This is a genomic window from Roseateles sp. GW821-FHT09G03, assembly GCF_059416045.1.
This window is the reverse complement of the sequence record NZ_JBWKOK010000012.1, coordinates 10,563-33,444: the sequence shown is the minus strand read 5'-3', so window position 1 is coordinate 33,444 and position 22,882 is coordinate 10,563. Positions and strand designations below refer to the sequence as shown.

Annotated in this window: 19 protein-coding genes and 1 pseudogene; 11 read left to right on the top strand and 9 right to left on the bottom strand. The window is 68.1% G+C overall.

Annotation, left to right across the window (positions count from 1 at the left end):
* Window positions 1–3: 3 nt before the first annotated feature.
* From ruvA to AC07OZ_RS28525, 3 genes are all read right to left on the bottom strand, one after another.
* Window positions 4–573, bottom strand: a complete 570-nt coding sequence (gene ruvA, locus AC07OZ_RS28535) for a Holliday junction branch migration protein RuvA (protein WP_495470398.1) — start codon at window positions 571–573, stop codon at window positions 4–6.
* A gap of 110 nt (window positions 574–683) precedes the next feature.
* Window positions 684–1,337 (bottom strand): response regulator, encoded by a 654-nt coding sequence (locus AC07OZ_RS28530; RefSeq protein WP_067069232.1) that lies wholly within the window; start codon window positions 1,335–1,337, stop codon window positions 684–686.
* Between the two features lie 141 nt (window positions 1,338–1,478).
* On the bottom strand, window positions 1,479–2,957 hold the full coding sequence (locus tag AC07OZ_RS28525) for a sensor histidine kinase (protein ID WP_495470397.1): 1,479 nt from the start codon (window positions 2,955–2,957) through the stop codon (window positions 1,479–1,481).
* A gap of 91 nt (window positions 2,958–3,048) precedes the next feature.
* Between AC07OZ_RS28525 and AC07OZ_RS28520 the strand changes: the two are divergent.
* Together AC07OZ_RS28520 and ybeY are read left to right on the top strand one after the other, a co-directional pair.
* Window positions 3,049–4,017 (top strand): annotated as a pseudogene (locus AC07OZ_RS28520) (PhoH family protein); the annotation flags it as partial.
* Window positions 4,018–4,355: 338 nt separating this feature from the next.
* Window positions 4,356–4,865 carry an rRNA maturation RNase YbeY gene (gene ybeY, locus AC07OZ_RS28515; protein WP_495470396.1) on the top strand — a complete coding sequence of 170 codons (510 nt, stop codon included), beginning with the start codon at window positions 4,356–4,358 and terminating at the stop codon, window positions 4,863–4,865.
* A gap of 16 nt (window positions 4,866–4,881) precedes the next feature.
* On the opposite strand, the gene AC07OZ_RS28510 is transcribed toward ybeY, so the two are convergent.
* Window positions 4,882–5,976, bottom strand: a complete 1,095-nt coding sequence (locus AC07OZ_RS28510; protein ID WP_495470395.1) for a magnesium transporter CorA family protein — start codon at window positions 5,974–5,976, stop codon at window positions 4,882–4,884.
* Between the two features lie 41 nt (window positions 5,977–6,017).
* Complete coding sequence (hemB, locus tag AC07OZ_RS28505) at window positions 6,018–7,025, bottom strand: porphobilinogen synthase (RefSeq protein ID WP_495470394.1); 1,008 nt, start codon at window positions 7,023–7,025, stop codon at window positions 6,018–6,020.
* Window positions 7,026–7,246: 221 nt separating this feature from the next.
* On the opposite strand from hemB, the gene AC07OZ_RS28500 reads away from it, so the two are divergent.
* The 7 genes from AC07OZ_RS28500 (at window position 7,247) to AC07OZ_RS28470 (ending at window position 12,406) form a co-directional block, all read left to right on the top strand.
* Entirely contained in the window at window positions 7,247–7,675 is a 429-nt protein-coding gene (locus AC07OZ_RS28500; RefSeq protein ID WP_495470393.1) for a CopD family protein, read from the top strand.
* A 7-nt stretch (window positions 7,676–7,682) separates the two neighbouring features.
* A complete protein-coding gene (locus tag AC07OZ_RS28495; protein WP_495470392.1) occupies window positions 7,683–8,891 on the top strand; it encodes a VanZ family protein in 1,209 nt (402 codons plus the stop codon).
* Entirely contained in the window at window positions 8,888–9,220 is a 333-nt protein-coding gene (locus AC07OZ_RS28490; protein WP_495470391.1) for a (2Fe-2S) ferredoxin domain-containing protein, read from the top strand. Before AC07OZ_RS28495 ends, AC07OZ_RS28490 begins: the two co-directional genes overlap by 4 nt.
* A 16-nt stretch (window positions 9,221–9,236) precedes the next feature.
* Entirely contained in the window at window positions 9,237–9,872 is a 636-nt protein-coding gene (locus AC07OZ_RS28485; RefSeq protein ID WP_495470390.1) for an alpha/beta hydrolase, read from the top strand.
* Window positions 9,873–9,885: 13 nt separating this feature from the next.
* The gene (locus AC07OZ_RS28480; RefSeq protein WP_495470389.1) at window positions 9,886–11,055 is read left to right on the top strand and encodes a D-alanyl-D-alanine carboxypeptidase family protein; all 1,170 of its coding nucleotides are present in this window, start codon (window positions 9,886–9,888) and stop codon (window positions 11,053–11,055) included.
* 154 nt (window positions 11,056–11,209) lie between these two features.
* Window positions 11,210–12,091 (top strand): D-amino acid aminotransferase, encoded by an 882-nt coding sequence (locus AC07OZ_RS28475; protein ID WP_495470388.1) that lies wholly within the window; start codon window positions 11,210–11,212, stop codon window positions 12,089–12,091.
* Window positions 12,092–12,115: 24 nt separating this feature from the next.
* Complete coding sequence (locus AC07OZ_RS28470; protein ID WP_495470387.1) at window positions 12,116–12,406, top strand: DUF493 family protein; 291 nt, start codon at window positions 12,116–12,118, stop codon at window positions 12,404–12,406.
* Between the two features lie 11 nt (window positions 12,407–12,417).
* Here AC07OZ_RS28470 and AC07OZ_RS28465 read toward each other — a convergent pair whose 3' ends face one another.
* Window positions 12,418–13,086 carry a tetratricopeptide repeat protein gene (locus AC07OZ_RS28465; RefSeq protein WP_495470386.1) on the bottom strand — a complete coding sequence of 223 codons (669 nt, stop codon included), beginning with the start codon at window positions 13,084–13,086 and terminating at the stop codon, window positions 12,418–12,420.
* 62 nt (window positions 13,087–13,148) lie between these two features.
* Here AC07OZ_RS28465 and lipB point away from each other — a divergent pair, with 62 nt between their 5' ends.
* Complete coding sequence (gene lipB, locus AC07OZ_RS28460) at window positions 13,149–13,817, top strand: lipoyl(octanoyl) transferase LipB (RefSeq protein ID WP_495470385.1); 669 nt, start codon at window positions 13,149–13,151, stop codon at window positions 13,815–13,817.
* A gap of 32 nt (window positions 13,818–13,849) precedes the next feature.
* Window positions 13,850–14,860 (top strand): lipoyl synthase, encoded by a 1,011-nt coding sequence (gene lipA / locus AC07OZ_RS28455; protein ID WP_495470384.1) that lies wholly within the window; start codon window positions 13,850–13,852, stop codon window positions 14,858–14,860.
* A gap of 108 nt (window positions 14,861–14,968) precedes the next feature.
* On the opposite strand, the gene AC07OZ_RS28450 is transcribed toward lipA, so the two are convergent.
* From AC07OZ_RS28450 to AC07OZ_RS28440, 3 genes are read right to left on the bottom strand one after another with little or no spacing between them, the layout of a single operon-like run.
* The gene (locus tag AC07OZ_RS28450; RefSeq protein WP_495470383.1) at window positions 14,969–16,444 is read right to left on the bottom strand and encodes an efflux transporter outer membrane subunit; all 1,476 of its coding nucleotides are present in this window, start codon (window positions 16,442–16,444) and stop codon (window positions 14,969–14,971) included.
* Window positions 16,445–16,459: 15 nt separating this feature from the next.
* The gene (locus AC07OZ_RS28445) at window positions 16,460–19,636 is read right to left on the bottom strand and encodes a multidrug efflux RND transporter permease subunit (RefSeq protein WP_495470382.1); all 3,177 of its coding nucleotides are present in this window, start codon (window positions 19,634–19,636) and stop codon (window positions 16,460–16,462) included.
* Window positions 19,633–22,872: an MdtB/MuxB family multidrug efflux RND transporter permease subunit gene (locus AC07OZ_RS28440; RefSeq protein WP_495470381.1), complete on the bottom strand. Its 3,240-nt coding sequence runs from the start codon at window positions 22,870–22,872 to the stop codon at window positions 19,633–19,635. Before AC07OZ_RS28440 ends, AC07OZ_RS28445 begins: the two co-directional genes overlap by 4 nt.
* Window positions 22,873–22,882: the final 10 nt, after the last annotated feature.

Below are 22,882 nucleotides of genomic sequence, written 5' to 3'. Positions count from 1 at the left end.
GGTTCATGACAGGTGCTTCATCGCCAGCTTGATGCCTTCGCTGACGCCGACGTCCGGCGGCAAGGTCTTAAGCGCGGTGCCCGCCTCCTTCTCGCTGTAGCCCAGCGCGACCAGCGCCTGCAGGATGTCGGCCTGCGCGTCGTTCGCCACGGACACCGGCAGCGACAGGTCGGGGCTCAGCTTGCCCTTGAGCTCCAGCAGCAGCCGCTCGGCGGTCTTCTTGCCGATGCCCGGTACCTTCACCAGACGGCCGGCTTCCTGCTTGGACACGGCCTGCGCCAGATCCCCGACCGACATGCCCGACAGCAGCGACAGCGCCATCTTGGGACCGACGCCGCTGATCTTGATCAGCAGACGGAAGGTGCTGCGCTCTTCGGCGGTGAGAAAGCCGAAAAGCACGTGGGCGTCCTCGCGGATGCTGAGGTGCGTCAGTAGCGACGCGCGCTCGCCCAGGCCCGGCAGGTTGAAGAACGTGCTCATCGGCACGTCGACTTCGTAGCCGACGCCTTGCACGTCGATGAGGATCTGCGGAGGCGATTTTTCCGCGATGACGCCGGTGAGCTTGCCGATCATGGGCGCGGATTATCCGCGTTCGGAAGCGATTCGACGGCGATTTGCTGGATGTTTGTCCAGTATTTTCCCGAGGCGCGCGAACGGCCCTCTGCCATTCGCGCGCGGGATGTTCAGTTCCTGCCGAAAAGCCCCAGGCGCTGGGCTTCCAGCGCCGCCTCGGCGCGCGAGCTCACGTTGAGCTTGCGGTAGATCTGCTTCACATAGTCGGCGATCGTGTGGCGCGACAGACCCAGCTGCACGCCGATCTCGGGCAGCGTGAACCCCTTGGCGACGCGCAGCAGCACTTCCGTCTCTCGGTCGGTCAGCGAGACCTCGTGCAGCACCTGCGCGGCCTGCGGCCGGCGTTGCGACGTGAAATAGGCGATGACCTTGCGGGCGATCGACGGCGACAGCGGCGGTTCGCCCTGGCTGATGCGCTGGAGCTGCTCGACCAGCAGTTCGCGCGACTGTTCCTTGAGCAGGTAGCCGAAGGCGCCGGCCTGGAGGGCGGGGAAGAGATGTTCGTCGTCGTCATGGATGGTGACGATGACCGACTGGACTTCCGGCTGCTTCTCGCGCAGCGCGGAGATCACGTCGACGCCGGAACCGTCCGGCAGACCCAGGTCCAGCAATGCCAGCGTGAAACGCTGCGAATTGACCTGCTGCAGCGCGTCCTGCACCCGCGAGCATTCAGTGACGACCGCGTTGGCGAACACCTGTTTGACCAGGACCTTGAGCCAGGCGCGGATTTCAGGAATGTCTTCAAGGAGCAGGATGTGGTTCATGGCGCGGATTCTTGCTCAGGATTGTCGTGCGGGCGGAGTGCTCGCTGACTTCACGCAACGGTACGGCTTTATGGAGGGGCTGACCATCCTGATCAACGCCGGACTGTGGCGCCGGCGGCAATGGATCACGCTGAACCGCGATCAGAGCGGGATCGTCAGGCGGATGACGGTGCCCCAGCCGGGTCCGGATTCGACCAGGCACTGGCCATGCATCTGCTTGGCGCGGGCCTTCATGCTGGCCATGCCGTGTCCCTTGTCCAAGCGACCTTCGAGCTCCAGCGGAATGCCCTGGCCGTTGTCCTGGATCACCACCGAGAAGTAGCCGTCCTGCGCAGAACAGCTGATCACGCAATGCGTGGCGCCGCTGTGCTTGATGATGTTGCTGACCGATTCGCGCAGGATGCGCGTCGTCTGGACGTAGGCGCGGGCGGGGAAGGTGTGTTCGATGTCTTCCGCGGGCGATTTCCACTCGGCCAGGATGTTGGCCTGGGCCAGGCGCGAGACCACTTCGGCGCGCCAGTCCCCCAGCGCGTCCAGCAGTTGCACCGGCTTGCCAGTCAGACCGCGCACCGACAGCCGCATTTCCTCCAGCGCCTCGCGCGCCAGCGTGGAGATCCGGTCCGACTCGCTGGTGTGGACGATGGTCAGCAGCTTGGCGCCCAGGTCGTCGTGAAGGTCCGCTGCGATGCGCTTGCGCTCGCGCTCGGTGACCTGCTCCAGCTTGGTTTCCGCGACCTGATCGAAATGTCGCTCCAGTTCGGCGATGCGTTCCTGCAGGCGCAACTCGCCTTGCAGGACGGCGAGCTCGGACTGTGTGAGCGCGCGGGCGAATTCGCGTACGCGATGCAGTCCCAGGCCAAGAAGACACAGCGGGCCGAAGATGCCGGCCAGGCCGCTGCCCGGCAGCACCCAGGCCGCGAGCACCGCGAGCACGCCGAAGCCGATCAGCACGCAGCTCAGGATGAAGTCGGACTGCGGGTATCGCTCCTCCAGCGTCGGCAGGAACATGTCCTGCCACAGATGCCAGAGGTGCCAGCCCATCGCGACCAGCAGTTGCGCGCCCAGCCACCAGAGCGCGAAGGTGGCGATGCGTGTTGCCGGCACCGGCAGCAGCAGCGCGGCGGGGAAGAGCAGGGCCTGCGCCAGGAGCGCACGATGCATGCGGCGGTCGCGACGACGCATTCGGCGCATCAGGTAATGGACGGCGCACCACAGCAGCCATGGCGCGAGGATCACCGCAATGCCGGTTCGCCACGACGACAGCGGCGCGAGGCCGACCGTGACGACCCATCCCGGCATCAGCGCGAGCAGCCAGCCGATGTGGCGCTGGGCACGGCGTTGCCAGATCAACAGGCCCAGCACGAAGGCCATCAGCACCATCGCGGATTGCAGGCCGTAGGCGAGCTGCGGCGCCAGACGCATCCACAGCGTCGCGAGGGACCCGGCGGCGACGCCATCGGCGCCGGCGACCGCCGCCCCCGCCACCTGGGCGAGGCAGACCGGCACGGCCAATGACAGCGCGGCCGCGGCGCCATACGCCGCAGGCCTGGATCCTCCCTGCGCCGTCACGGCATCCCTCTGGCCGGCAGCGTCTCCCTGTTGTTCCGTGGTCCGGTGCATGGGGGGCGATTGTGCAGGCGCGGCAAGCGCGCGGCGCACCGGCGCGCGACAATACCGCCCTCAACCCCCCTGAATACGGAGCCTTCTCCGCTTGAACCTGCGCCACGCCTTCACCCCCGCCGACAACCGGCGTCTGTCGCACCTGTGCGGCCCGCTGGACGAGCATCTCCGCCAGATCGAGGCGGCGCTGACCGTGCGCATCACCCACCGCGCCGAGCACTTCAACATCGAGGGCGACCGCGCGCCGGCGCAGCGCACGCTCGCCTTGCTGGAGTCGCTCTACGCGCGGGCCGACCGGGCCATTCCCGGCGAGACCCTGCGGCTGGCCATCGTCGAGGCCGCCAACGACGTGGCCGCGCCGACGAAGCTCGAGAAGCTGGCCAATGGCGAGGACGCGGACGGGGACACCATCGTGCTGCGCACGCGCCGCGCCGACCTGGCGGGCCGCACGGGCAACCAGCATCTCTACCTGCGCAGCATCCTGTCGCACGACATCAGTTTCGGCATCGGCCCGGCGGGCACGGGCAAGACCTTCCTCGCGGTGGCTTGCGCGGTGGACGCGCTGGAGCGCTCGACAGTGCAGCGCATCATCCTGACGCGGCCGGCCGTCGAGGCGGGCGAGCGTCTCGGTTTCCTGCCCGGCGATCTGACGCAGAAGGTCGATCCCTACCTGCGGCCGCTCTACGACGCGCTCTATGACCTGATGGGTTTCGACCGCGTGACCAAGGCGTTCGAGAAGGGCCAGCTGGAGATCGCGCCGCTGGCCTTCATGCGGGGGCGCACGCTGAATCATGCGTTCGTCATCCTCGACGAGGCGCAGAACACGACGCCCGAACAGATGAAGATGTTCCTGACCCGCATCGGCTTCGGCAGCAAATGCGTGGTGACCGGCGACACCAGCCAGATCGACCTGCCGCGGGGCATGCGCAGCGGCCTGGTCGACGCGGAGCAGGTCCTGGACGGCGTCGAGGGCATTGCGATCACGCGCTTCACGCGCGCGGACGTCGTGCGCCATCCACTGGTCGCGCGCATCGTGCAGGCTTACGAGAACCAGACCGAAGCGCTGGCGCTGGAGGAAGCCCGCGCGCAGGAAGAGCACCGCGCCCAGTTCGCCGAAGAACGCGAGGAACGTCGCCTGCGTGCCCTGCGCCTGCGCGAGGAGGCGATGCGCTTCGAAGCGCCGCCTCCGCCCGTTCCGCCGCCTGCGCCGCTGAAGCGCGCCGTCGCCAAGACGCCGGTCACGAAGAAGATCATTGCGCGTGCGCCTGCGGCGAAGAAGGCGACCGCAATCAAGGCGACCGCGAAGAAGCCTGCAGCGAAGAAGCCAGCCACGAAGAAGGCGGCGGCCAAGCCGGGCGCCAAGACGGCTGCCAAGTCCACGCGCAAGGGAGCGTCCCGATGAGCCGCCCGGAACTGAGCCTGTCGCTGCAATTCGCGGATCCGCGCCACAAGGCGCTGCTGCCGCGTCACAAGGTGATCCGCTGGATGCGCGCCGCGCTGGAGCTGCCGGGCGAGATCACCGTCCGCATCGTCGATGCGCAGGAGGGGCAGTCGCTCAACCGCGAGTACCGTTCGAAGGACTACGCGACCAACGTGCTGACCTTCGACTACACGCATGAGCCGGTCGTTGCCGCGGACCTGGTGATCTGCGCCGAGGTCGTCGAACGCGAAGCGAAGGAGATGGGCCTGGACCTGGTTGCGCACTACGCGCACATGCTGGTTCACGGCACGCTGCATGCGCAGGGCTACGACCACGAGGAAGACGACGAGGCCGAGTTCATGGAAGCGCGCGAGACCGAGGTGATGATCGGACTCGGCTTCGCCGACCCTTACGCGGCGAAGGCCCAGCCGGCCAAGACCGTGAAGCCCAAGGCGAAAGCCAAGGCGAAAGCCAAGGCGAAGCGCTGAGCGCTTCGCGTCCTCGCTACTGCTGCGTGCCGAGGTAGCGCTTGCGCCAGAAGAAGGCGCCGAGCAGGAGGGCGGTGACGACCATGACGCCGACAGCGATCCAGAAGCCGGTGGCCCGGTGGATCAGCGGCAGCGTATCGAAGTTCATGCCGAACACGCCGGTGATCAGGTTCAACGGCAGGAAGATGGCCGTCAGCACGGTCAGCGTGCGCATGATGTTGTTGGTGCGCTCGCCGGTGAGCGAGAAGTGCATCTGCACCGAGGTCTCGGCCGACGTCTCCAGCCGCCGCACGTGGGTCAGCACCCGCTCGACGTGCTCGAGCACGTCGCGCGACCGCACGCGCAACAGCTCCCGCTCGCGCTCCGCCCGGGCGTCGCCGACGGGCCACTCGCCGAGCGCGTCGATCCACTCCTGCACGGCGCTGCGCTGGTCCTCGCAGAGGTCTTCCAGCCGCGACAGCGTGTCGCGCGCGTGCAGCACGACGGGCCAGTCGCGGAAGTGGCCGCGGCGGTCGAGCAGCAGGTTCTGCAGCGTCGTCAACTGGCGCGTCAGCAACCGGCGCAGATCCAGGTAGCTGTCGACCATGTGGTTGACCATGCGCAGCATCAGCTCGGCCGGGCTGTGAGGCAGGCGCGTGCTGCCGCGCAGGTCGCGGCCTTCCTGCTGCGCACCGAGCTTGCCCGCGAAGTGATCCCTCAGCGAGCACTCGCCCGGATGCACCGTGATCAGGACGCGGTCGAAGACGGCGAAGCCGACCGGACTCGTGTCGATGGCCTTCAGCGCTTCATTGACCGCGGCGGCGTGACGGGGCTCGTCGTCGGACAGGTACTGCTCACTGCCCGGCATCGTCGCGAGCCGGCGGAAGACCATCAGGTCGTACGAACTCGTGTAGTCGAAGTGCGACGGCAGTTGCGGATTCATCAGATCCGACACATGCAGATCGAGCAACTGCGCGCCGGCCCAGCGCATCAGCCGCTGTTGAAGCGTGCCGAGCTGGAGCTCGAACTCGCGCCGCGGCAACCCGATCCACAGGAAGCCTTCCGGCGGGAGTTCGTCGGGCAGCGCGGCGAGCTCTTCGTAGAGCGCGTCGCTGAGATGGAAGATGCGCATGCGTCGGGCGGGCAGCCGGCGTTCCCTGGCGTCGTCGAAGCTCAGGCGCCGGCGCGGATCAGACGTGCAGCGTCCATCGCGAAGTAGGTCAGGATGCCGTCGGCGCCGGCGCGCTTGAAAGCCAGCAGCGCTTCCAGCATCACAGCGTCGTGGTCCAGCCAGCCGTTGGCGGCGGCGGCCTTGATCATGGCGTACTCGCCGCTGACCTGGTACGCGAAGGTCGGGACCTTGAACTCCTGCTTCACCAGACGCACGATGTCCAGGTAAGGCAGGCCGGGCTTGACCATCACCATGTCGGCGCCCTCGGCCAGGTCCAGGCCGACTTCGCGCAACGCTTCGTCGCTGTTGCCCGGGTCCATCTGGTAGGTCTTCTTGTCGGCCTTGCCGAGGTTGCTGCGCGAGCCCACCGCGTCGCGGAAGGGGCCGTAGAAGGCGCTCGCGTACTTGGCGCTGTAGGCCATGATCCGCGTGTGGATGTGGCTGTCGCCTTCGAGCGCGGCACGGATCGCGCCGATGCGGCCGTCCATCATGTCGCTGGGCGCGACGATGTCCACGCCCGCACGGGCCTGGACCAGCGCCTGTTGCTTGAGCAGCTCGACGGTGCGGTCGTTCAGGATGTAGCCCTGCTCGTCGAGCACGCCGTCCTGGCCGTGACTGGTGTACGGATCGAGCGCGACATCCGTCAGCACGCCGATGCCGGGCACCTTCTCCTTGAGTGCGCGCACGACACGCGGGATCAAGCCGTCCGGGTTGGTCGCCTCGATGCCATCGGGGGTCTTCAACGCCGTGTCGATCGCGGGGAACAACGCGATCACCGGAATGCCCAGCTCGACGCATTCCTCGGCGACCGGAATCAGCTTGTCGAGACTCAGTCGGGACACGCCCGGCATCGATGCGATCGGTTCGACACGGTTTTCGCCTTCATGGACGAAGACCGGAAAGATGAAATCGCTCGGGTGCAGCCGGTGTTCGCGGACCAGCGCCCGGGTGAAGGCGTCGCGGCGCAGGCGACGGGGGCGGCTGGCGGGATAGGGTGCGGGAAGTTGCATGATTTCCGAGAAGTACCACCAGGATGAGGGGCCACTAGGTGGAAAGACGTAGATTCCGAAATTCGGCAGATCTGTTAAAGTCGTTCTTGAATGATAGCCGCTCGGCTGTCGTTCCCTGCTTTTCCTCCCTGAGCAGGAGCCTTAACGTGATGACAGCGATAAGGCTTTCCGACCCCGGCTGTGAAGCCGGGGTTTTTTTTCGCGCCCTCCATAATGCCGCGATGCTCTGGATCAAAGCGCTTCACATCATCTTCGTTTCGGCGTGGTTCGCCGGCCTGTTCTATCTGCCGCGGATCTTCGTGAACCTGGCCATGGTCCCCGCCGACAGCCATGCCGAGCGCGAACGGCTGCTGATCATGGCGCTGAAGCTCTATCGCTTCAGTTCGGGACTGATGCTGCTCGCCCTGGTCTTCGGCCTGACACTGTGGCTGTATTACGGCATCGGCCGCGGCCCGGGGAACGGATGGATGCACGCCAAGCTCGCCCTGGTCGTCGCGGTCATCGGCTATCACCACGTGTGCCGCGCCTTCCTGCGCAAGTTCGAGATGCTCGCCAACCGCCGCAGCCACAAGTGGTTCCGCGTGTTCAACGAGGTCTCGGTGCTGATGTTCGCGGCGATCGTGATCCTGGTCGTCGTCAAACCCTTCTGATCCGGTGATGCATCGGCGCAGCTCCGCCACCTGGCTGGCCCTGTGTTACGCCGTGCTGGTGGTCTATGCCAGCCTGTATCCGTTCTGGCCCTGGCGCATGCCGCCGAGCCTGCCCTGGCCGGGCTTCGTCGGGCTGCCCTGGCCGCGCTACTGGGGCAAGTTCGACATCTGGGTCAACGTCGTCGGCTACTGGCCGCTGGGCCTGCTCTGCTTCGCCGCGGTGAGCCGCGGCAGCGGCAGTCTGGTGCGCGCGCTGCTGTTGACGGTGGTCGGACTGCCGCTGCTGTCGTTCTCGATGGAGACGCTGCAGTACTTCCTCCCGGGCCGCGTGCCTTCGCTGGCGGACTTCCTGCTCAACAGCGCGGGCGCCTGGCTCGGCGGCCTCTGCGCGTGGGCGGTCCTGGGGCTCGGCGGATTGGCGCGCTGGAACGGCTGGCGCGAACGCTGGTTCGTGCCGCACAGCGCGGGCGCGCTGGCGCTGCTGGCGATGTGGCCCGTGGGCCTGCTCTATCCGGCGCCGCTGCCGCTGGGCCTCGGCCAGCTCTTCCCGCGCTTGCGCGAATGGACCGAGCTGCTGCTCGAGAACACGCCGTGGGAACTCGTTCCCAAGGAGCTCACCGACGAACTGCCCCTGCCACCGGGCCTCGAGGCGATCGCCATCGCCATGGGGGTCCTGGCGCCGTGCCTGCTGGCGCTGTCGGTGGCGCGACCGGGCAAGCGGCGCGCATTGCTCGTGCTGGGCGCGATCGCACTGGGCGTGACCACGACGGCCTGGTCGACGGTGTTGAACTTCGGTCCCGATCACGCCTGGGCCTGGCTGACCTCGACGACCGAGCCCGGCCTGATCATCGGCGGCGCGCTGGCGCTGCTGGCAGCCTTCATGTCGCGTCGCGCGAACGCAGCCTGGGGCCTGGTCGTGCTGACCGTGCTGATCGCGCTGATGGCCGAGGCGCCGTCCGATCCCTACCTGCTCGAGAGTCTGCAGTTCTGGGAACAGGGCCGCTTCGTCAATCTCTACGGGCTGGCGCAATGGGTGGGGTGGCTGTGGCCGTTCGCGGCGCTGGCGTGGCTGCTCTACGGCGTCACGCAGAGCGATCGTCCAGGTCCGCCGCCTGCCGTGGAACCATCGGTCGGGCGCTCTGAAGGACAAACGGTTCGTGACGGACCGCACGAACGGCCGCTCGGTGAAAACCCTGAAACTACAATCGACCGATGAGCGCTCCCAGCTACTACCAACGCCACATCTTCTTCTGCCTGAACCAGCGCGAGAACGAGAACGCCTGCCTTCAGCACAACGCGCAGGAGGCTTTCGACCACTGCAAGAAGCGCGTGAAGGCCGAGCAACTGGCCGGCAAGGGCGGCGTGCGCGTGAACAAGGCGGGTTGCCTGGACCGCTGTGCCGGCGGGCCGGTGGCGGTCGTGTATCCGGAGGCGGTCTGGTACTCGTTCGTGGACAACAGCGACATCGACGAGATCGTCGAACGCCACCTCAAGCATGGCGAAGTCGTCGAGCGCCTGGTGCTCGACGATTCGGTCGGCCGTTGATCGGGAGCCCGTTCGAATGAATGCACAGACCCAGCGCCGGCAGATCGCCGGCCCGGCCGGCGAGATCGAAGTCGCCATCGATGAACCGGCGGTCGACGCGGGCCCGCTGCGCGGGGTGGTGGTGATCTGCCACCCCAATCCGACGCAGGGCGGCACGATGGACAACAAGGTGGTGCAGACGATCGCGCGTGCGTTCGTGCACCTGGGCTATCGCGCGGTGCGCTTCAACTTCCGCGGCATCGGCAAGTCGGCCGGCGCCTGGGACGAAGGCCGCGGCGAGGTCGACGACGCGCTGGCCGTGATCGCGGCCTTCCGCGACCCGGCGCAGCCGCTCGCGCTGGCGGGCTTCTCCTTCGGCGGCTTCGTCGCGTCGCAGGCGGCCCTCCAGCTCGCGCAGCCGGCCGAGCGCCTGCTGCTGGTCGGTCCGGCCGCGAGCCGCTTCGGCGTCGCGACGGTGCCGGCCGATACCGTCGTGATCCACGGCGAACAGGACGATGTGGTGCCGCTGAGCGCGGTCTTCGATTGGGCGCGCCCGCAGGCGTTGCCGATCATCGTGGTGCCCGGTGTCGGGCATTTCTTCCATGGGCAGCTGCCGCTGCTCAAGAACTTGGTGACGCGCGGCTGGCATGCCGTCGGCGAAGCGCGCACCTAAGGATCTCTCCCGAATGAAACGATTCCTCGCCTCCCTCGCTCTCGGCTTGGGCCTGTCCAGCTTCGTGATGACGACCGGCGCGTCGGCGCAGGCGCTGACGCCGCCCGAGATCGCGGCCCGCAACTTCGTCCTGCTGGACCTGACGACGCACCAGACGCTCGCCGAGCGCGACGCCGACACGCCGCAGGATCCCGCCTCGCTGACCAAGCTGATGACGGCCTACGTCGTCTTCGACGCGCTCAAGGCCAAGCGCCTGACGCTGGACCAGACGCTGACCGTGTCCAAGCGCGCGTGGGATGAACGCAAGGGCGATCCGTCGCTGATGTTCATCGACACGACGATGACGCCCAAGGTCGACGAGCTGCTGCGCGGCATGATCATCCAGTCGGGCAACGACGCCTCGGTCGCGCTGGCCGAGGGCGTGGGCGGCACCGTCGAGCAGTTCGTCGCCATGATGAACAAGCAGGCGCAGGCTTGGGGCCTGAAGAACACGTCGTTCAAGAACGTCACTGGCATCACCGAGCCCGGCCACAAGACGAGCGCCCGCGACATCGCGGTCATCTTCTCGCACGTGATCCAGGACTATCCGCAGTACTACGCCGACTACTACTCCAAGCGCGAGTACACCTTCAACAAGATCCGCCAGTCCAACCGCAACATGCTGCTGGGCCGCGATCCGTCGGTGGACGGCGGCAAGACCGGCTACACCGATGCGGCGGGCTACTGCCTCGCGGCCAGCGCGCAGCGCGACGTGCCCAACGGCAAGCGCCGTCTGCTGAGCGTGGTGATGGGCACGGCCTCGAAGGAAGCGCGTGCGACCGAAAGCCAGAAGCTGCTGAACTGGGGCTACTCGGCCTTCGACGCGGTGCGTCTGTTCGAGAAGAACCAGCCGATCACCACCGTCAAGGTCTGGAAGGGTGCCGTGCCGGAAGCCAAGCTGGGCGCGGCCGATGCGGTCTTCGTCGCCGTGCCGCGCGGCGAGGGCGGCAAGCTCAAGACCGACATCCAGCGCACCGACCCGCTGGTCGCGCCGCTGGCGCTGAATCAGCGCGTGGGCACCCTGAAGGTGACGACCTCGGGCGGCGCGCCGGTGGCCGAAGTGCCGCTGGTCGTGCAGCAGGAGGTGCCGCTGGCCGGCATCTTCGGCCGCGCCTGGGACGCGATCCGGCTCTGGATCAAGTAAGACCCGCGCGGACCGGCCAGGCGCCGTCGCCATGGTCCGGTCGGGCCGTGTCGACGGGCCGGTCGGCCAAGGCCCCTCGCTTGCCGGGGTTGGCGAGCCGGGCCGGCGGCGTACAGTCGGTGGCTTCGGCGTGACCACACTGCGGGAGCCACCGATGACCATGCCCTGGGCCGATCTTCCCTGCTATCTGAACGGCCACCTGGGCCGGCTCGGCGATGCCCGGGTACCGGTGATGGACCGAGGATTCCTCTTCGGCGACGGCGTCTACGAGTCCATCCCCGTCTATGCGCGCCGCTTGTTCCGCGTGGACGACCACCTCGACCGCCTCGGTCGAAGCCTGAAGGCGCTGCGCATCGAGGATCCCTACGAGCGCGAGGCCTGGCTGGACCTGTTCCACAGTCTGGTGGCGCATCTGCCGGAGGTCGAGGATCAGATGATCTACCTGCAGGTCACGCGCGGCGTCGCGGCGCGCGGCCATGCGATGCCCAAGGACCTGGAGCCGACGGTGCTCGCGTACACGCAGCCCCTGCTCGCGTTGACGCCGGAGCAGCGCCATCAAGGCCTGATCTGCGTGACGGCGAGGGATTTCCGCTGGCAGCGCGGCGACATCAAGAGCATCTCGCTGCTGGGCAACGTGCTGGCACGGCAGGCCGCGGCCGATCAGGGCGCGGACGAGACCGTGCTGATCCGCGACGGCTATGTGACCGAAGGCTCCAGCAGCAACGTGTGGATCGTGCGCGACGGCGCGCTGCTGACGCCGCCGCCGGGTGAGGCGCTGCTCGAAGGCATTCGCGTGCGTCTGCTCAAGGAGCTCTGCGAGGAGCTCGGCATCGCCTGCAACCTGCGTCCGATCGCGGAGACCGAACTGAGCACCGCCGACGAGATCCTGTTGACCTCCGCCAGCAAGGAGGTCGCCCCGGTCACCCGGCTCGATCACGAGCAGGTCGGCCACGGCGCGCTGCGCGGTAAGCCCGGCCCGGTCTACGCGAAGCTCCACGAGGCCTATCAGCGGGCCAAGATCTTGCAAAGCCGCTGACTGACTCCATTTGAATCTCCCATCATGACCAGCTTCAACAACGCCCCGATCCCGCCCGAGCAATCGCTCATCGAGTACCCGTCCCAGTTCCCCATCAAGGTGATGGGTGCGCATGTGGAGGGTTTCGTCGAGGCGATCGTCAGCGTCGCGCAGCAGTTCGATCCGGCCTTCGATGCCGCCAGTGTCGAGCGGCGCCCCAGTTCGGGCGGCAAGTACCTGGGCGTGACGATCACCGTCACCGCCACCAGCCGCGAACAGCTCGACGAGCTCTATCGCACGCTGACCACGCACCCGATGGTGAAGGTCGTCCTCTAGGCGAGGACCGCTCACACCGCGCCGGCGGCGGCCGCGAGCGCTTCGTCGACCGCCTTCAGCTTGTACGGCGCGGCCTCGTCGCCGTTGCGCGCCGCGATGTCGTACCAGTAGCGCGCGAGGCGCAAATCGCGCTCGACGCCCAGGCCCGACTCGTACATCGACGCGATCAGGTACTGCGCGCCGACGTCGCCGCCCTTGGCGGCTTCGCGATACCACTGCGCGGCTTGCGGGAAGTCCTTCCCGGCACCACGACCCAGGTAGAACGCGGTGGCCACGGCCACCTGCGCATCGACGCTGCCGTGCTCGGCGGCCTTCAGGTACCAGGCCTGGGCCTGGACCAGGTCCGGCTTGCCGTCCGCGCCCTGTTCATGGAACTGGCCCAGCGCCAGCTCGGCGCGGACGAGGCCGCGACCGGCGGCCCGCACGAGCAACGTCCTGGCGAGTTTGGGATCGGGCTTGGGCACCTCCGCGCGCAGATGCATCATCGCGAGGTTGTAGTCGCCCAGCGCCAGCCCCTGCTGCGAAAGCGCACGGAACTGCTTTTCCGCGGCTTGAAGATCGCCGCGTTCGTACGTGGCGAGCGCCTGCTCCAGCGTGACGCCGGCGGCGAAGGCCGGGCTGCCCTGCAGCGCGAGGCAGCAGACCGCGAGGGCGGCGAGGGCCGTGATGTGACGCGGCATGGCGCGGCTCCTGAATGTCCCGATGCCGGCGATGCTAGGGCCATCGCGGCTAGCATGCCGGAATGCTGATCAAGACCCTGGGCCGCGTCGACTATGCGGCCACGCTGGACGCGATGCGCGCCTTCACCGAGACGCGCGGTCCGGAGACGCTGGACGAGCTCTGGCTCTGCGAATTCGATCCCGTCTACACCCAAGGCCTCGCCGGCCAGGCCGACAATGTCCTGGACCCGCAGGGCATTCCCGTCGTGCAGACCAACCGCGGCGGACAGGTGACGTATCACGGCCCCGGGCAGGTGGTCGCCTATCCGCTGGTGGACCTCAGGCGGCTGGGGATCTTCGTCAAGGAGTACGTGTTCCGCCTGGAGACCGCCGTGATCCAGACGCTGGACGGCGTCGGCGTCACGGGCCACCGGGTGGCCGGCGCGCCCGGCATCTATGTGCGGCTGGACGACCCCGGGGCGCATGCCGCCCTGACCGGCCCGGCCGATCCCGCGGATCCTTTCCGTGGCTTGGGCAAGGTCGCGGCGCTGGGGATCAAGATCAGCCGGCACTGCACGTATCACGGCGTCGCGCTGAATGTGGCGATGGACCTGAAGCCCTTCCTGGGCATCCATCCGTGCGGATACGCAGGGCTTCAGACGGTGGACCTCGGTACACTCGGGGTTTTCACGGACTGGGCCACGGTGGCCCAGCGGTTCGGAGAGCGGCTCGCCGCCCAGCTCCAACCCTGAGGCCCGGAACAAGGCAACCGAGAGAACGCCTGATGGCAACCGAGAACGTCACCCACGAAGCCAAGAGCGCGTCCGACTACGACGCGACCGCCAAGCAGAAGGCGCAAGCCAAGACGGCGCGGATCCCGATCAAGATCATTCCGGCGGAACAGCTGAAGAAGCCGGACTGGATCCGGGTGAAGGCCGGTTCGCCGTCGACGCGCTTCTACGAGATCAAGCAGATCCTGCGCGAGCACAAGCTGCACACGGTCTGCGAGGAAGCGTCCTGCCCCAACATCGGCGAGTGCTTCGGCAAAGGCACGGCGACCTTCATGATCATGGGCGACAAGTGCACGCGGCGCTGCCCGTTCTGCGACGTCGGCCACGGCCGGCCGGATCCGCTGGACGTGGACGAGCCGCTGAACCTGGCCAAGACGATCGCCGCGCTGAAGCTGAACTACGTGGTGATCACCAGCGTGGACCGCGACGACCTGCGCGACGGTGGCGCCGGCCACTTCGCCGAGTGCATCCGCAAGGTGCGCGAACTGAGCCCGCGCACGCAGATCGAGGTGCTGGTGCCCGACTTCCGCGGCCGCATGGACCGCGCGCTGGACATCCTGAAGGCCGCGCCGCCGGACGTGATGAACCACAACCTGGAAACCGCGCCGCGCCTGTACAAGGAAGCGCGTCCGGGCTCGGACTACCAGTTCAGCCTGAGCCTGCTGAAGCGTTTCAAGGAAGCGGTGCCGGGCGTGCCGACCAAGAGCGGCATCATGGTCGGCCTGGGCGAGACCGACGAGGAGATCCTCCAGGTCATGCGCGACATGCGCGAGCACAACATCGACATGTTGACGATCGGGCAATACCTGGCCCCGTCGGGCCACCACCTGCCGGTGCGGCGCTACGTGCACCCGGACACCTTCAAGATGTTCGAGGAAGAGGCCTACAAGATGGGCTTCACGCACGCGGCGGTCGGCGCGATGGTGCGCTCCAGCTACCACGCGGACCAGCAGGCGCATGCCGCGCTGGAGAAGGTGGAAGCGGAGAAGGCTTCCGCCGCTTGAGCCTTCAGGCGCCATGAAAGACGGCTCCCATCCGGGAGCCGTTTTGCGTTGTGGGCCCTTTCGTTACCGGGCCGGGCCGGGGCCGGCTTCAAGGAGCGCGCGAGGCGCTCAGGCCGGTGTCCAGCGGCCCGCGACGTTCTTCAGCAGCAGGTTGATCGCCGCCAGTTGGCGGTTGCGCACGGACAGCAGCGAGGCCTCCGCGTTGAAGGCGCTGTTCTGCGCCGTCGTGACGTCCAGGAAGGACACGGTGCCTGCGCGGTACTGATCGGTCACCAGTTCGAGGTTGCGCTGCGCGGCGTCCAGCGCCTCCTGCTGCAGCCGCGCTTCCTCGCGCAGGTGGTCGGTGAGGATCAGGTTGTCCTCCACTTCCTGCAGGGCGGTCAACACCGTCTGACGATAGGTCGAGGTCGCGACCTCGGCGCTCGTGCGTGCCTGCGCGCTCGCCAGCTTGCGCTGGCCGCCGTCGAAGATCGCCTGCGCGAGCGACGGGCCCAGCGACCAGAACAGGTTGGGCGCCGACAGCAGGTCCGTCAGCGTGCTGTTGCGATAACCGGCGCTGCCCGACAGCGTCAGCGACGGGAAGTACGCCGCGTCCGCGACGCCGATCTGCGAATACGCCGCCGCCACGCGCCGCTGCGCGGCGGCGATGTCGGGCCGGCGCTCCAGCAACTGCGACGGCAACATCTCCGGCACGGCGGGCGGCTTCGGCAAGACCGCGTTCTTCGCCAGATCCAGCGCTGACGGCGGCAGTCCCAGCAGCACCGCGATTGCGTGCTCGAGCTGACCGCGCGTCGAGCGCGTCTCCAGCAGTTGCGCCTCCGCCGAGCGCAGTTGCGTCTGCGCCTGCAGCACGTCGCTGCGCGCGGCGACGCCGCTCTGGTAGCGCGCCTGTGTCAGGTCGAGGAAGCGCTGATACGCCTTCACGCTGCGGTCGTACAGCGCCTCCTGCGCCTCCGCGGTCCGCAGCGAGAAGTAGGTCTGCGCCAGCGTCGCCTGCGCGCTCAAGCGCGCGGCGGCGAGGTCGTCGGCGCTCGCCTGCAGCGACGCATTCGCGCCTTCGCTCGCCAGGCGCAGCCGGCCCCAGAGGTCCGGCTCCCAGCTCGCGTTCAGCGAGGCCTGGACGCTGTTGGTCGGTCCGCGGTTGATCGAGCCGTTGGTGACGTTGCCGTCCGGGCTCTTGCTGCGCGTGCCCGAGAAGCCGACGGACAACGTGGGGAAGAACGCCGAGCGGCTCGCCTCGAGCGCGGCGCGGGCGCCTTCCACCTGCGCGATCGCCGCCTTCAGGTTCTCGTTGCCGATCACGAGCCGGTGCTGCAGGTCGTTGAGGACCGGGTCGTCGAACAGCGTCCACCACTGTTCAGGGATCGGCTCGGCGGCGGCGGGCCGCGCCTGCTTCCACAGCGCGTTCTCCTTGAACTGCGCCGGCGCCGCGACCGGCGCGGGCGGGTCGACGCGCGTCACGGCGCAGCCGCTCATCAAGGCGATCAGTGCCGTCATCGCCGCTGCCGTCGCGAGGGTGTTGAGGGCCGTGCGCGGGCGTGCGGCGGAGACGGAGGAGTCGTTCTTCATCATCGGGGTCTGCATGTCTGTCTGCATGTCTCAGCCCTGCAGGGTCGGAGCCGCGGGCGGCTCGGGATTCATCGGGGGCGCCGTGTTCGAGGCCTTGGCGGCCTTCGCCGCGCGCCTGGCCGCGCGGCGCCGCATCACGCGCTGGCGCAGCCGTTCCATCGTCACGAAGACGACCGGCGTCGTGTAGAGCGTGAGCACCTGACTCAGGATCAGGCCGCCGACGATCGCGATGCCCAGCGGCTTGCGCAGCTCGGCGCCGTCGCCGCTGCCCAGCGCGAGCGGCACTGCGCCGAAGATCGCGGCGAAGGTCGTCATCAGGATCGGACGCAGCCTCAGCTTGGCGGCGCGGAAGATTGCCGCGCCCGCCGTCAGGTGGGCCGTCGTGCGCTGCCGCGCGATGGCGAAGTCGATCATCATGATGGCGTTCTTCTTGACGATGCCGATCAGCAGGATCACGCCGATCAACGCGATGATCGAGAACTCCGTGTTGAACATCATCAGCGCCAGCAGCGCGCCCACGCCTGCGGACGGCAGCGTCGACAGGATGGTCACCGGATGCACCAGGCTCTCGTAGAGCATGCCCAGCACCAGGTAGATCGCGATGATGGCCGCGCCGATCAGGATGGGCTGCGACTTCAGCGCGTCCTGGAAGGCGTTGGCCGTGCCCGCGAAGGTGCCGCGCAAGGACACCGGCACACCCAGCTCCGCCATCGCGTTGTTGATCGCGTCCGTGGCCTGCGACAGCGACACGCCCTCGGGCAGGTTGAAGCTGATCGTCGACGCCGGGGAGCCGCTCTGGTGGTTCACCGACAACGGCGTGTTGGTCGTCTCGAAGCGGCTGAACGCCGACAGCGGCACCTGCGCGCCCGAGCTGCTCGTGACGTAGAGCTTGCGCAGCGTCTCCGGCCCCTGCAGGTACTGCGGTGCCAGTTCCATCACCACGCGGTACTGGTTCAGCGGGTTGTAGATGACGCCGACCTGCCGTTGGCCGAAGGCGTTGTTCAGGGTCGTGTCGATGGTGCTCACCGTCACGCCCAGACGCGCCGCCGCGTCGCGGTCGATGACCAGCGAGGTCTGCACGCCCTTGTCCTGCTGGTCGGTGTTCACGTCGGTCAGGTCCGGTAGCTGCGACAGCGCGTTGCGCACGCGCGGTTCCCATTCCCGCAGCACCTCGAGGTCGTCCGCCTGCAGCGTGAACTGGTACTGCGCGTTGGCCTGCCGGCCACCGATGCGGATGTCCTGCACCGGCACGAGGAAGAGGTTGGCGCCGGGCTCGTGCGCCATCTTGTCGCGCAGCCGGTTCACGACCTGATCGGCCGAGACCTTGCGTTCCTTCAGCGGCTTGAGCGTGATGTAGAAGTTGGCGCCGTTGCGCTGCCCGCCGCCGGTGTTGCCGTTGACGTTCTCCACCGCGGGGTCGGACAGGATGATCTCCATGAAGCGGTCGACCCGCTTGCGCATCATCTCGAAGGAGCTGCCCTGGTCCGCCTGCACGCCGCCGATCAGCACGCCGGTGTCCTGCTGCGGGAAGAAGGTCTTGGGGATCGCGCCGTAGAGATGCACGTTCAGCGCGACCACCGCCACCAGCGACAGCAGCGCGACCGGCTGATGCCGCAATGTCCACATCAGCGAGCGCCGGTAGCCGCGCGCCAGTGCCCGGTTGAAGCGACCGGCGGCGCGCGCGAACCAGCCCTTGCGCTTCGTGGCGGCGCCGGGCTCGGGCTCCTTGCGCGGCTTCAGCACGCGCGAGGCCATCATCGGCGTCGTCGTCAGCGAGACGATCATCGACACCAGGATGGAGGCCGAGAGCACGACGGCGAATTCGCGGAACAGCCGCCCGACGACGCCGCCCATCAGCAGGATGGGGATGAACACCGCCACCAGCGACAGGCTGATCGAGATCACCGTGAAGCCGATCTCGCGCGCGCCGCGCAGCGCGGCCTCGACCGGCTGCAGACCCTGCTCGATGTAGCGGGTGATGTTCTCCAGCACGACGATCGCGTCGTCGACGACGAAGCCGGTGGCCACCGTCAGCGCCATCGCCGACAGGTTGTCCAGGCTGTAGCCGCACAGGTACATCACGCCGAAGGTGCCGGCCAGCGAGACCGGCACGGCGACCGCGGGCAGCAGCGTCGCGCGCCAGCTGCGCAGGAACAGCAGCACCACCAGGATGACCAGCCCGACGGCGATCGCCATCGCGCGCTGCACCTCGTCCAGCGAGGCGCGGATGGTCGGCGTGCGGTCGCTGATGACCTTGAGGTCGATCGCCGGCGGGATCGAGGCCTGCAGCCTCGGCAGCAGCTCGCGCACGTGCTGCACCGTCTCGATGATGTTGGCGCCCGGCTCCTTCTGGATGAACAGCAGGATCGCCGGCTGGCCGTTGGACGCGCCGTAGTTGCGCACGTCCTGGACCGAGTCGCTGACGTCCGCCACGTCGCGCAGCCGTAGCGCGGCGCCGTCGCGGTAGGACAGCACCACCGGCGCGTACTCGGACGCGCTGCGCGCCTGGTCGTTCGCGCCGACCTGCCAGTAGCGGCCGGACTGCTCCACCGCGCCCTTGGGCCGGTTCGCGTTGGTGTTGGTGATGGCCTGGCGCACCTGGTCCAGCGAGATGCCGTTGGCCGCCAGCTTGTCCGGGTTGAGCTCGACCCGCACCGCCGGCAGCGCGCCGCCGCCGACGTTGACCTGCCCGACGCCGCCGACCTGCGCCAGCCGCTGCGCCAGCACCGTCGACGCGGTGTCGTACATCTGGCCACGCGTCAGCGTCTGCGAGGTCAGCGCCAGGATCATGATCGGCGCGTCGGCCGGGTTGACCTTGCGGTAGGTCGGGTTGCTCGGCATGCCGGTCGGCAGCAGCGTGCGCGCCGCGTTGATCGCGGCCTGCACGTCGCGCGCGGCGCCGTCGATGTCGCGGCTCAGGTCGAACTGCAGCGTGACGTTGCTCGATCCGAGCGCGGAACGAGACGTGATCTCGGTGACGCCGGCGATGCTGCCCAGCGCGCGCTCCAGCGGCGTGGCGACGGTCGCGGCCATCGTGTCCGGGCTGGCGCCCGGCAGCGAGGCGGACACCGAGATCGTCGGGAAGTCCACCTGCGGCAGCGGCGCGATCGGCAGAAAGTGATACCCGAGCATCCCCGCCAGCGCGATGCCGATCGTGATCAGCGTCGTTGCAACCGGCCGGGCGATGAACGGCGCAGAAATATTCATCGCAGGTCTCCGCCCGGACCGGCAGGTCCAACCGGCTCGATCGGGCCGATGGGGCCGGCCGGATCGGCGATCTGCGGCGCGTCCGGGCCGCGACGTTCCTCGGCGGCACGCGTCTCGCGCTTCACACCGCGGCGCTCGCGCCAGCGCTGCGCCATCCGCGCGAAGCCCAGATAGATCACCGGCGTCGTGAACAGCGTCAGCAGCTGGCTCACGATCAAGCCGCCGACCATCGTCACGCCCAGCGGATGCCGCAATTCATGGCCGACACCGGTGCCCAGCATCAGCGGGAGCGCGCCCAGCAGCGCGGCCATCGTCGTCATCAGGATCGGGCGGAAGCGCAGCAGCGAGGCCTGGTGGATCGCGGCGCGCGGCTCGAGTCCCTGTTCGCGCTCGGCCTCGAGCGCGAAGTCGATCATCATGATCGCGTTCTTCTTGACGATGCCGATCAGCAGCACGATGCCGATGATCGCGATGATCCCGAGGTCCAGCCCGCCGAGCAGCAATGCCAGCAGCGCGCCGACGCCGGCCGACGGCAGCGTCGACAGGATGGTGACCGGGTGGATGTAGCTCTCGTAGAGCACGCCCAGCACGATGTACATCGTGACCACCGCCGCGAGGATCAGGAACAGCGTGCTCGACAGCGAGTTGCTGAAGGCCTCTGCCGCGCCCTGGAAGCTGGTCTCGACGCTGATGGGCAGGTCGAGCTGGGCCTGTTCAGCCTTGATCGCCTTGACGGCATCGCCGAGGGCGACGCCGGGCGGCAGGTTGAACGAGATCGTCGCCGCGGGGAACTGCGCGACGTGGTTGATCGCCAGTGCCGCCGGGCGCTCGACGATCTGCGCGACCGAGTTCAGCGGCACCTGCACCGAAGTCGTCGACGTCGTGCCGGTGGCGCTGGTGGTGGACGTGCTGCCGGGCACGTACAGCCCTTCGAGCGCGCGCGGTCCGCTGCGGAACTCCGGCGCCGCTTCCAGCACGACGCGGTACTGGCTGGACTGCGTGTAGATCGTCGAGATCAACCGCTGCCCGAAGGCGTTGTAGAGCGCGGTGTCGATCGCCGCGATCGTCACGCCGAGCCGGCCGGCCGCCTCGCGGTCGATCTGCACCCAGGCCTGCAGGCCCTGGTTCTGCAGGTCGCTGGCGACGTCGGCCAGCTGCGGCAGCGCCTTGAGCCGTTCCAGCAGCTGGTCGTTGGCCTTCTGCAGGTCGCCGGAATCCGGCGAGCTCAGCAGGAACTGGTACTGCGTCTTGGAGATGCGGTCCTCGATCGTCAGGTCCTGCACCGGCTGCATGTAGGCGGTGATGCCCGGCACCTGCCGGTTCGCGTCGCCCAGCCGCGCGATGATCTCCGTCGCCGACGCGTGACGCGACGCGAAAGGCTTCAGCGTGATCTGCATGCGGCCCGTGTTCAACGACGCGTTGGCGCCGTCCACGCCGATGAAGGACGCGATGTGGTCGACGTCGGGATCCTTCAGGAAGACTTCGGCCAGCTTCTGCTGACGCTCGCTCATCGCGTCGAAGGAGGTGCTCTGCGTCGCCTCGGTGATGACCTGCAGCAGGCCCGTGTCCTGCACCGGGAAGAAGCCCTTGGGCACGACGATGTACAGCAGGGCCGTCAGCGCCAGCGTCCCGAAGAAGCCCAGCAGCGTCAGCACCGGCCGGTCCAGCACCCAGTCCAGGCCGCGGCCGTAGGCCTGGATCATGGCTTCGAACTTCTCGCCGAACCAGGTGCCCAGGCGCGAGTGCTTCTGCTCCACCTCGGGCTTCAGCAGCCGTGCGCTCATCATCGGCGTCAGTGTCAGCGAGACGAAGGCGGAGATCAGGATGGACACCGCCAGCGTGATCGCGAACTCATGGAACAGCCGGCCGACGACGTCGCCCATGAACAGCAGCGGGATCAGCACCGCGATCAGCGAGACCGTCAGCGAGATGATGGTGAAGCCGATCTGCCTGGAGCCCTTGATGGCCGCCTCCATCGGCGAGTCGCCTTCCTCCACGTAGCGGGCGATGTTCTCGATCATCACGATCGCGTCGTCGACGACGAAGCCGGTCGAGATGGTCAGCGCCATCAGCGTCAGGTTGTTGATCGAGAACCCGGCGAGGTACATCACGCCGAAAGTGCCGATCAGCGACAGCGGCACCGCGACGCTGGGGATCAGCGTGGCACTGCCGCTGCGCAGGAACAGGAAGATCACCGCGACGACCAGCACGATCGCGAGCAGCAGCTCGATCTCGGTGTCGTCGACCGAGGCGCGGATCGTCGTCGTGCGGTCGGACAGGATCTGCACGTCGACGGACGCGGGCAGGGTGCCCTGCAGCTTGGGCAGCAGCGCCTTCACGCGGTCGACGGTCTGGATCACGTTCGCGCCGGGCTGGCGCTGAACGTTCAGGATCACGCCGGGCGTGGTGTCGGCCCAGGCCGCCAGGCGCAGGTTCTCGGCGTCGTCGACGATCTCCGCGACGTCGTTCAGCCGCAGCGGGTTGCCGTTCTTCCAGGCGATGATCAGGTTCTGGTACTCGGCGGCGGAGCGCAACTGGTCATTGGCGTCGATCGTCGACGCGCGCTGCGAGCCGTCGAAACTGCCCTTGGCCTGGTTGACGTTGGCCGACGCGATGGCGCTGCGCACGTCGTCCAGCGACAGTCCCAGCGCCGCCAACGCGCGCGGGTTCGCCTGGATGCGCACGGCGGGTCGTCGCCCGCCGGCGATGCTCACCAGGCCCACGCCGTCCACCTGCGACAGCTTGGGCGCGAGGCGGTTCTCGACCAGGTCGTGGACCTTGATCACCGGCAGCGACGGCGAGGTCACCGCGATCGTCATCACCGGCGCATCGGCCGGGTTGACCTTGCTGTAGACCGGCGGCATCGGCAGGTCGCTGGGCAGCAGGTTGCTGCCGGCGTTGATCGCGGCCTGCACTTCCTGCTCGGCGACGTCCAGCGACAGGCCCAGCGAGAAGCGCAGCGTGATCACCGACGCGCCGCCGGAACTCGAGGAGGTCATCTGGCTCAGGCCCGGCATCTGGCCGAACTGGCGCTCCAGCGGCGCGGTGACGGTGGTCGAGATGACGTCGGGGCTCGCGCCCGGATAGAGCGTCGTGACCTGGATCGTCGGGTAGTCGACCTCCGGCAGCGCGGACAAGGGCAGCAGCCGATAGGCCAGCAGGCCCGCCAGCAGGATGGCCAGCATCAGCAGCGAGGTCGCGACCGGCCGCTCGATGAAGGGACGGGACGGGTTCATGGCCATAGCC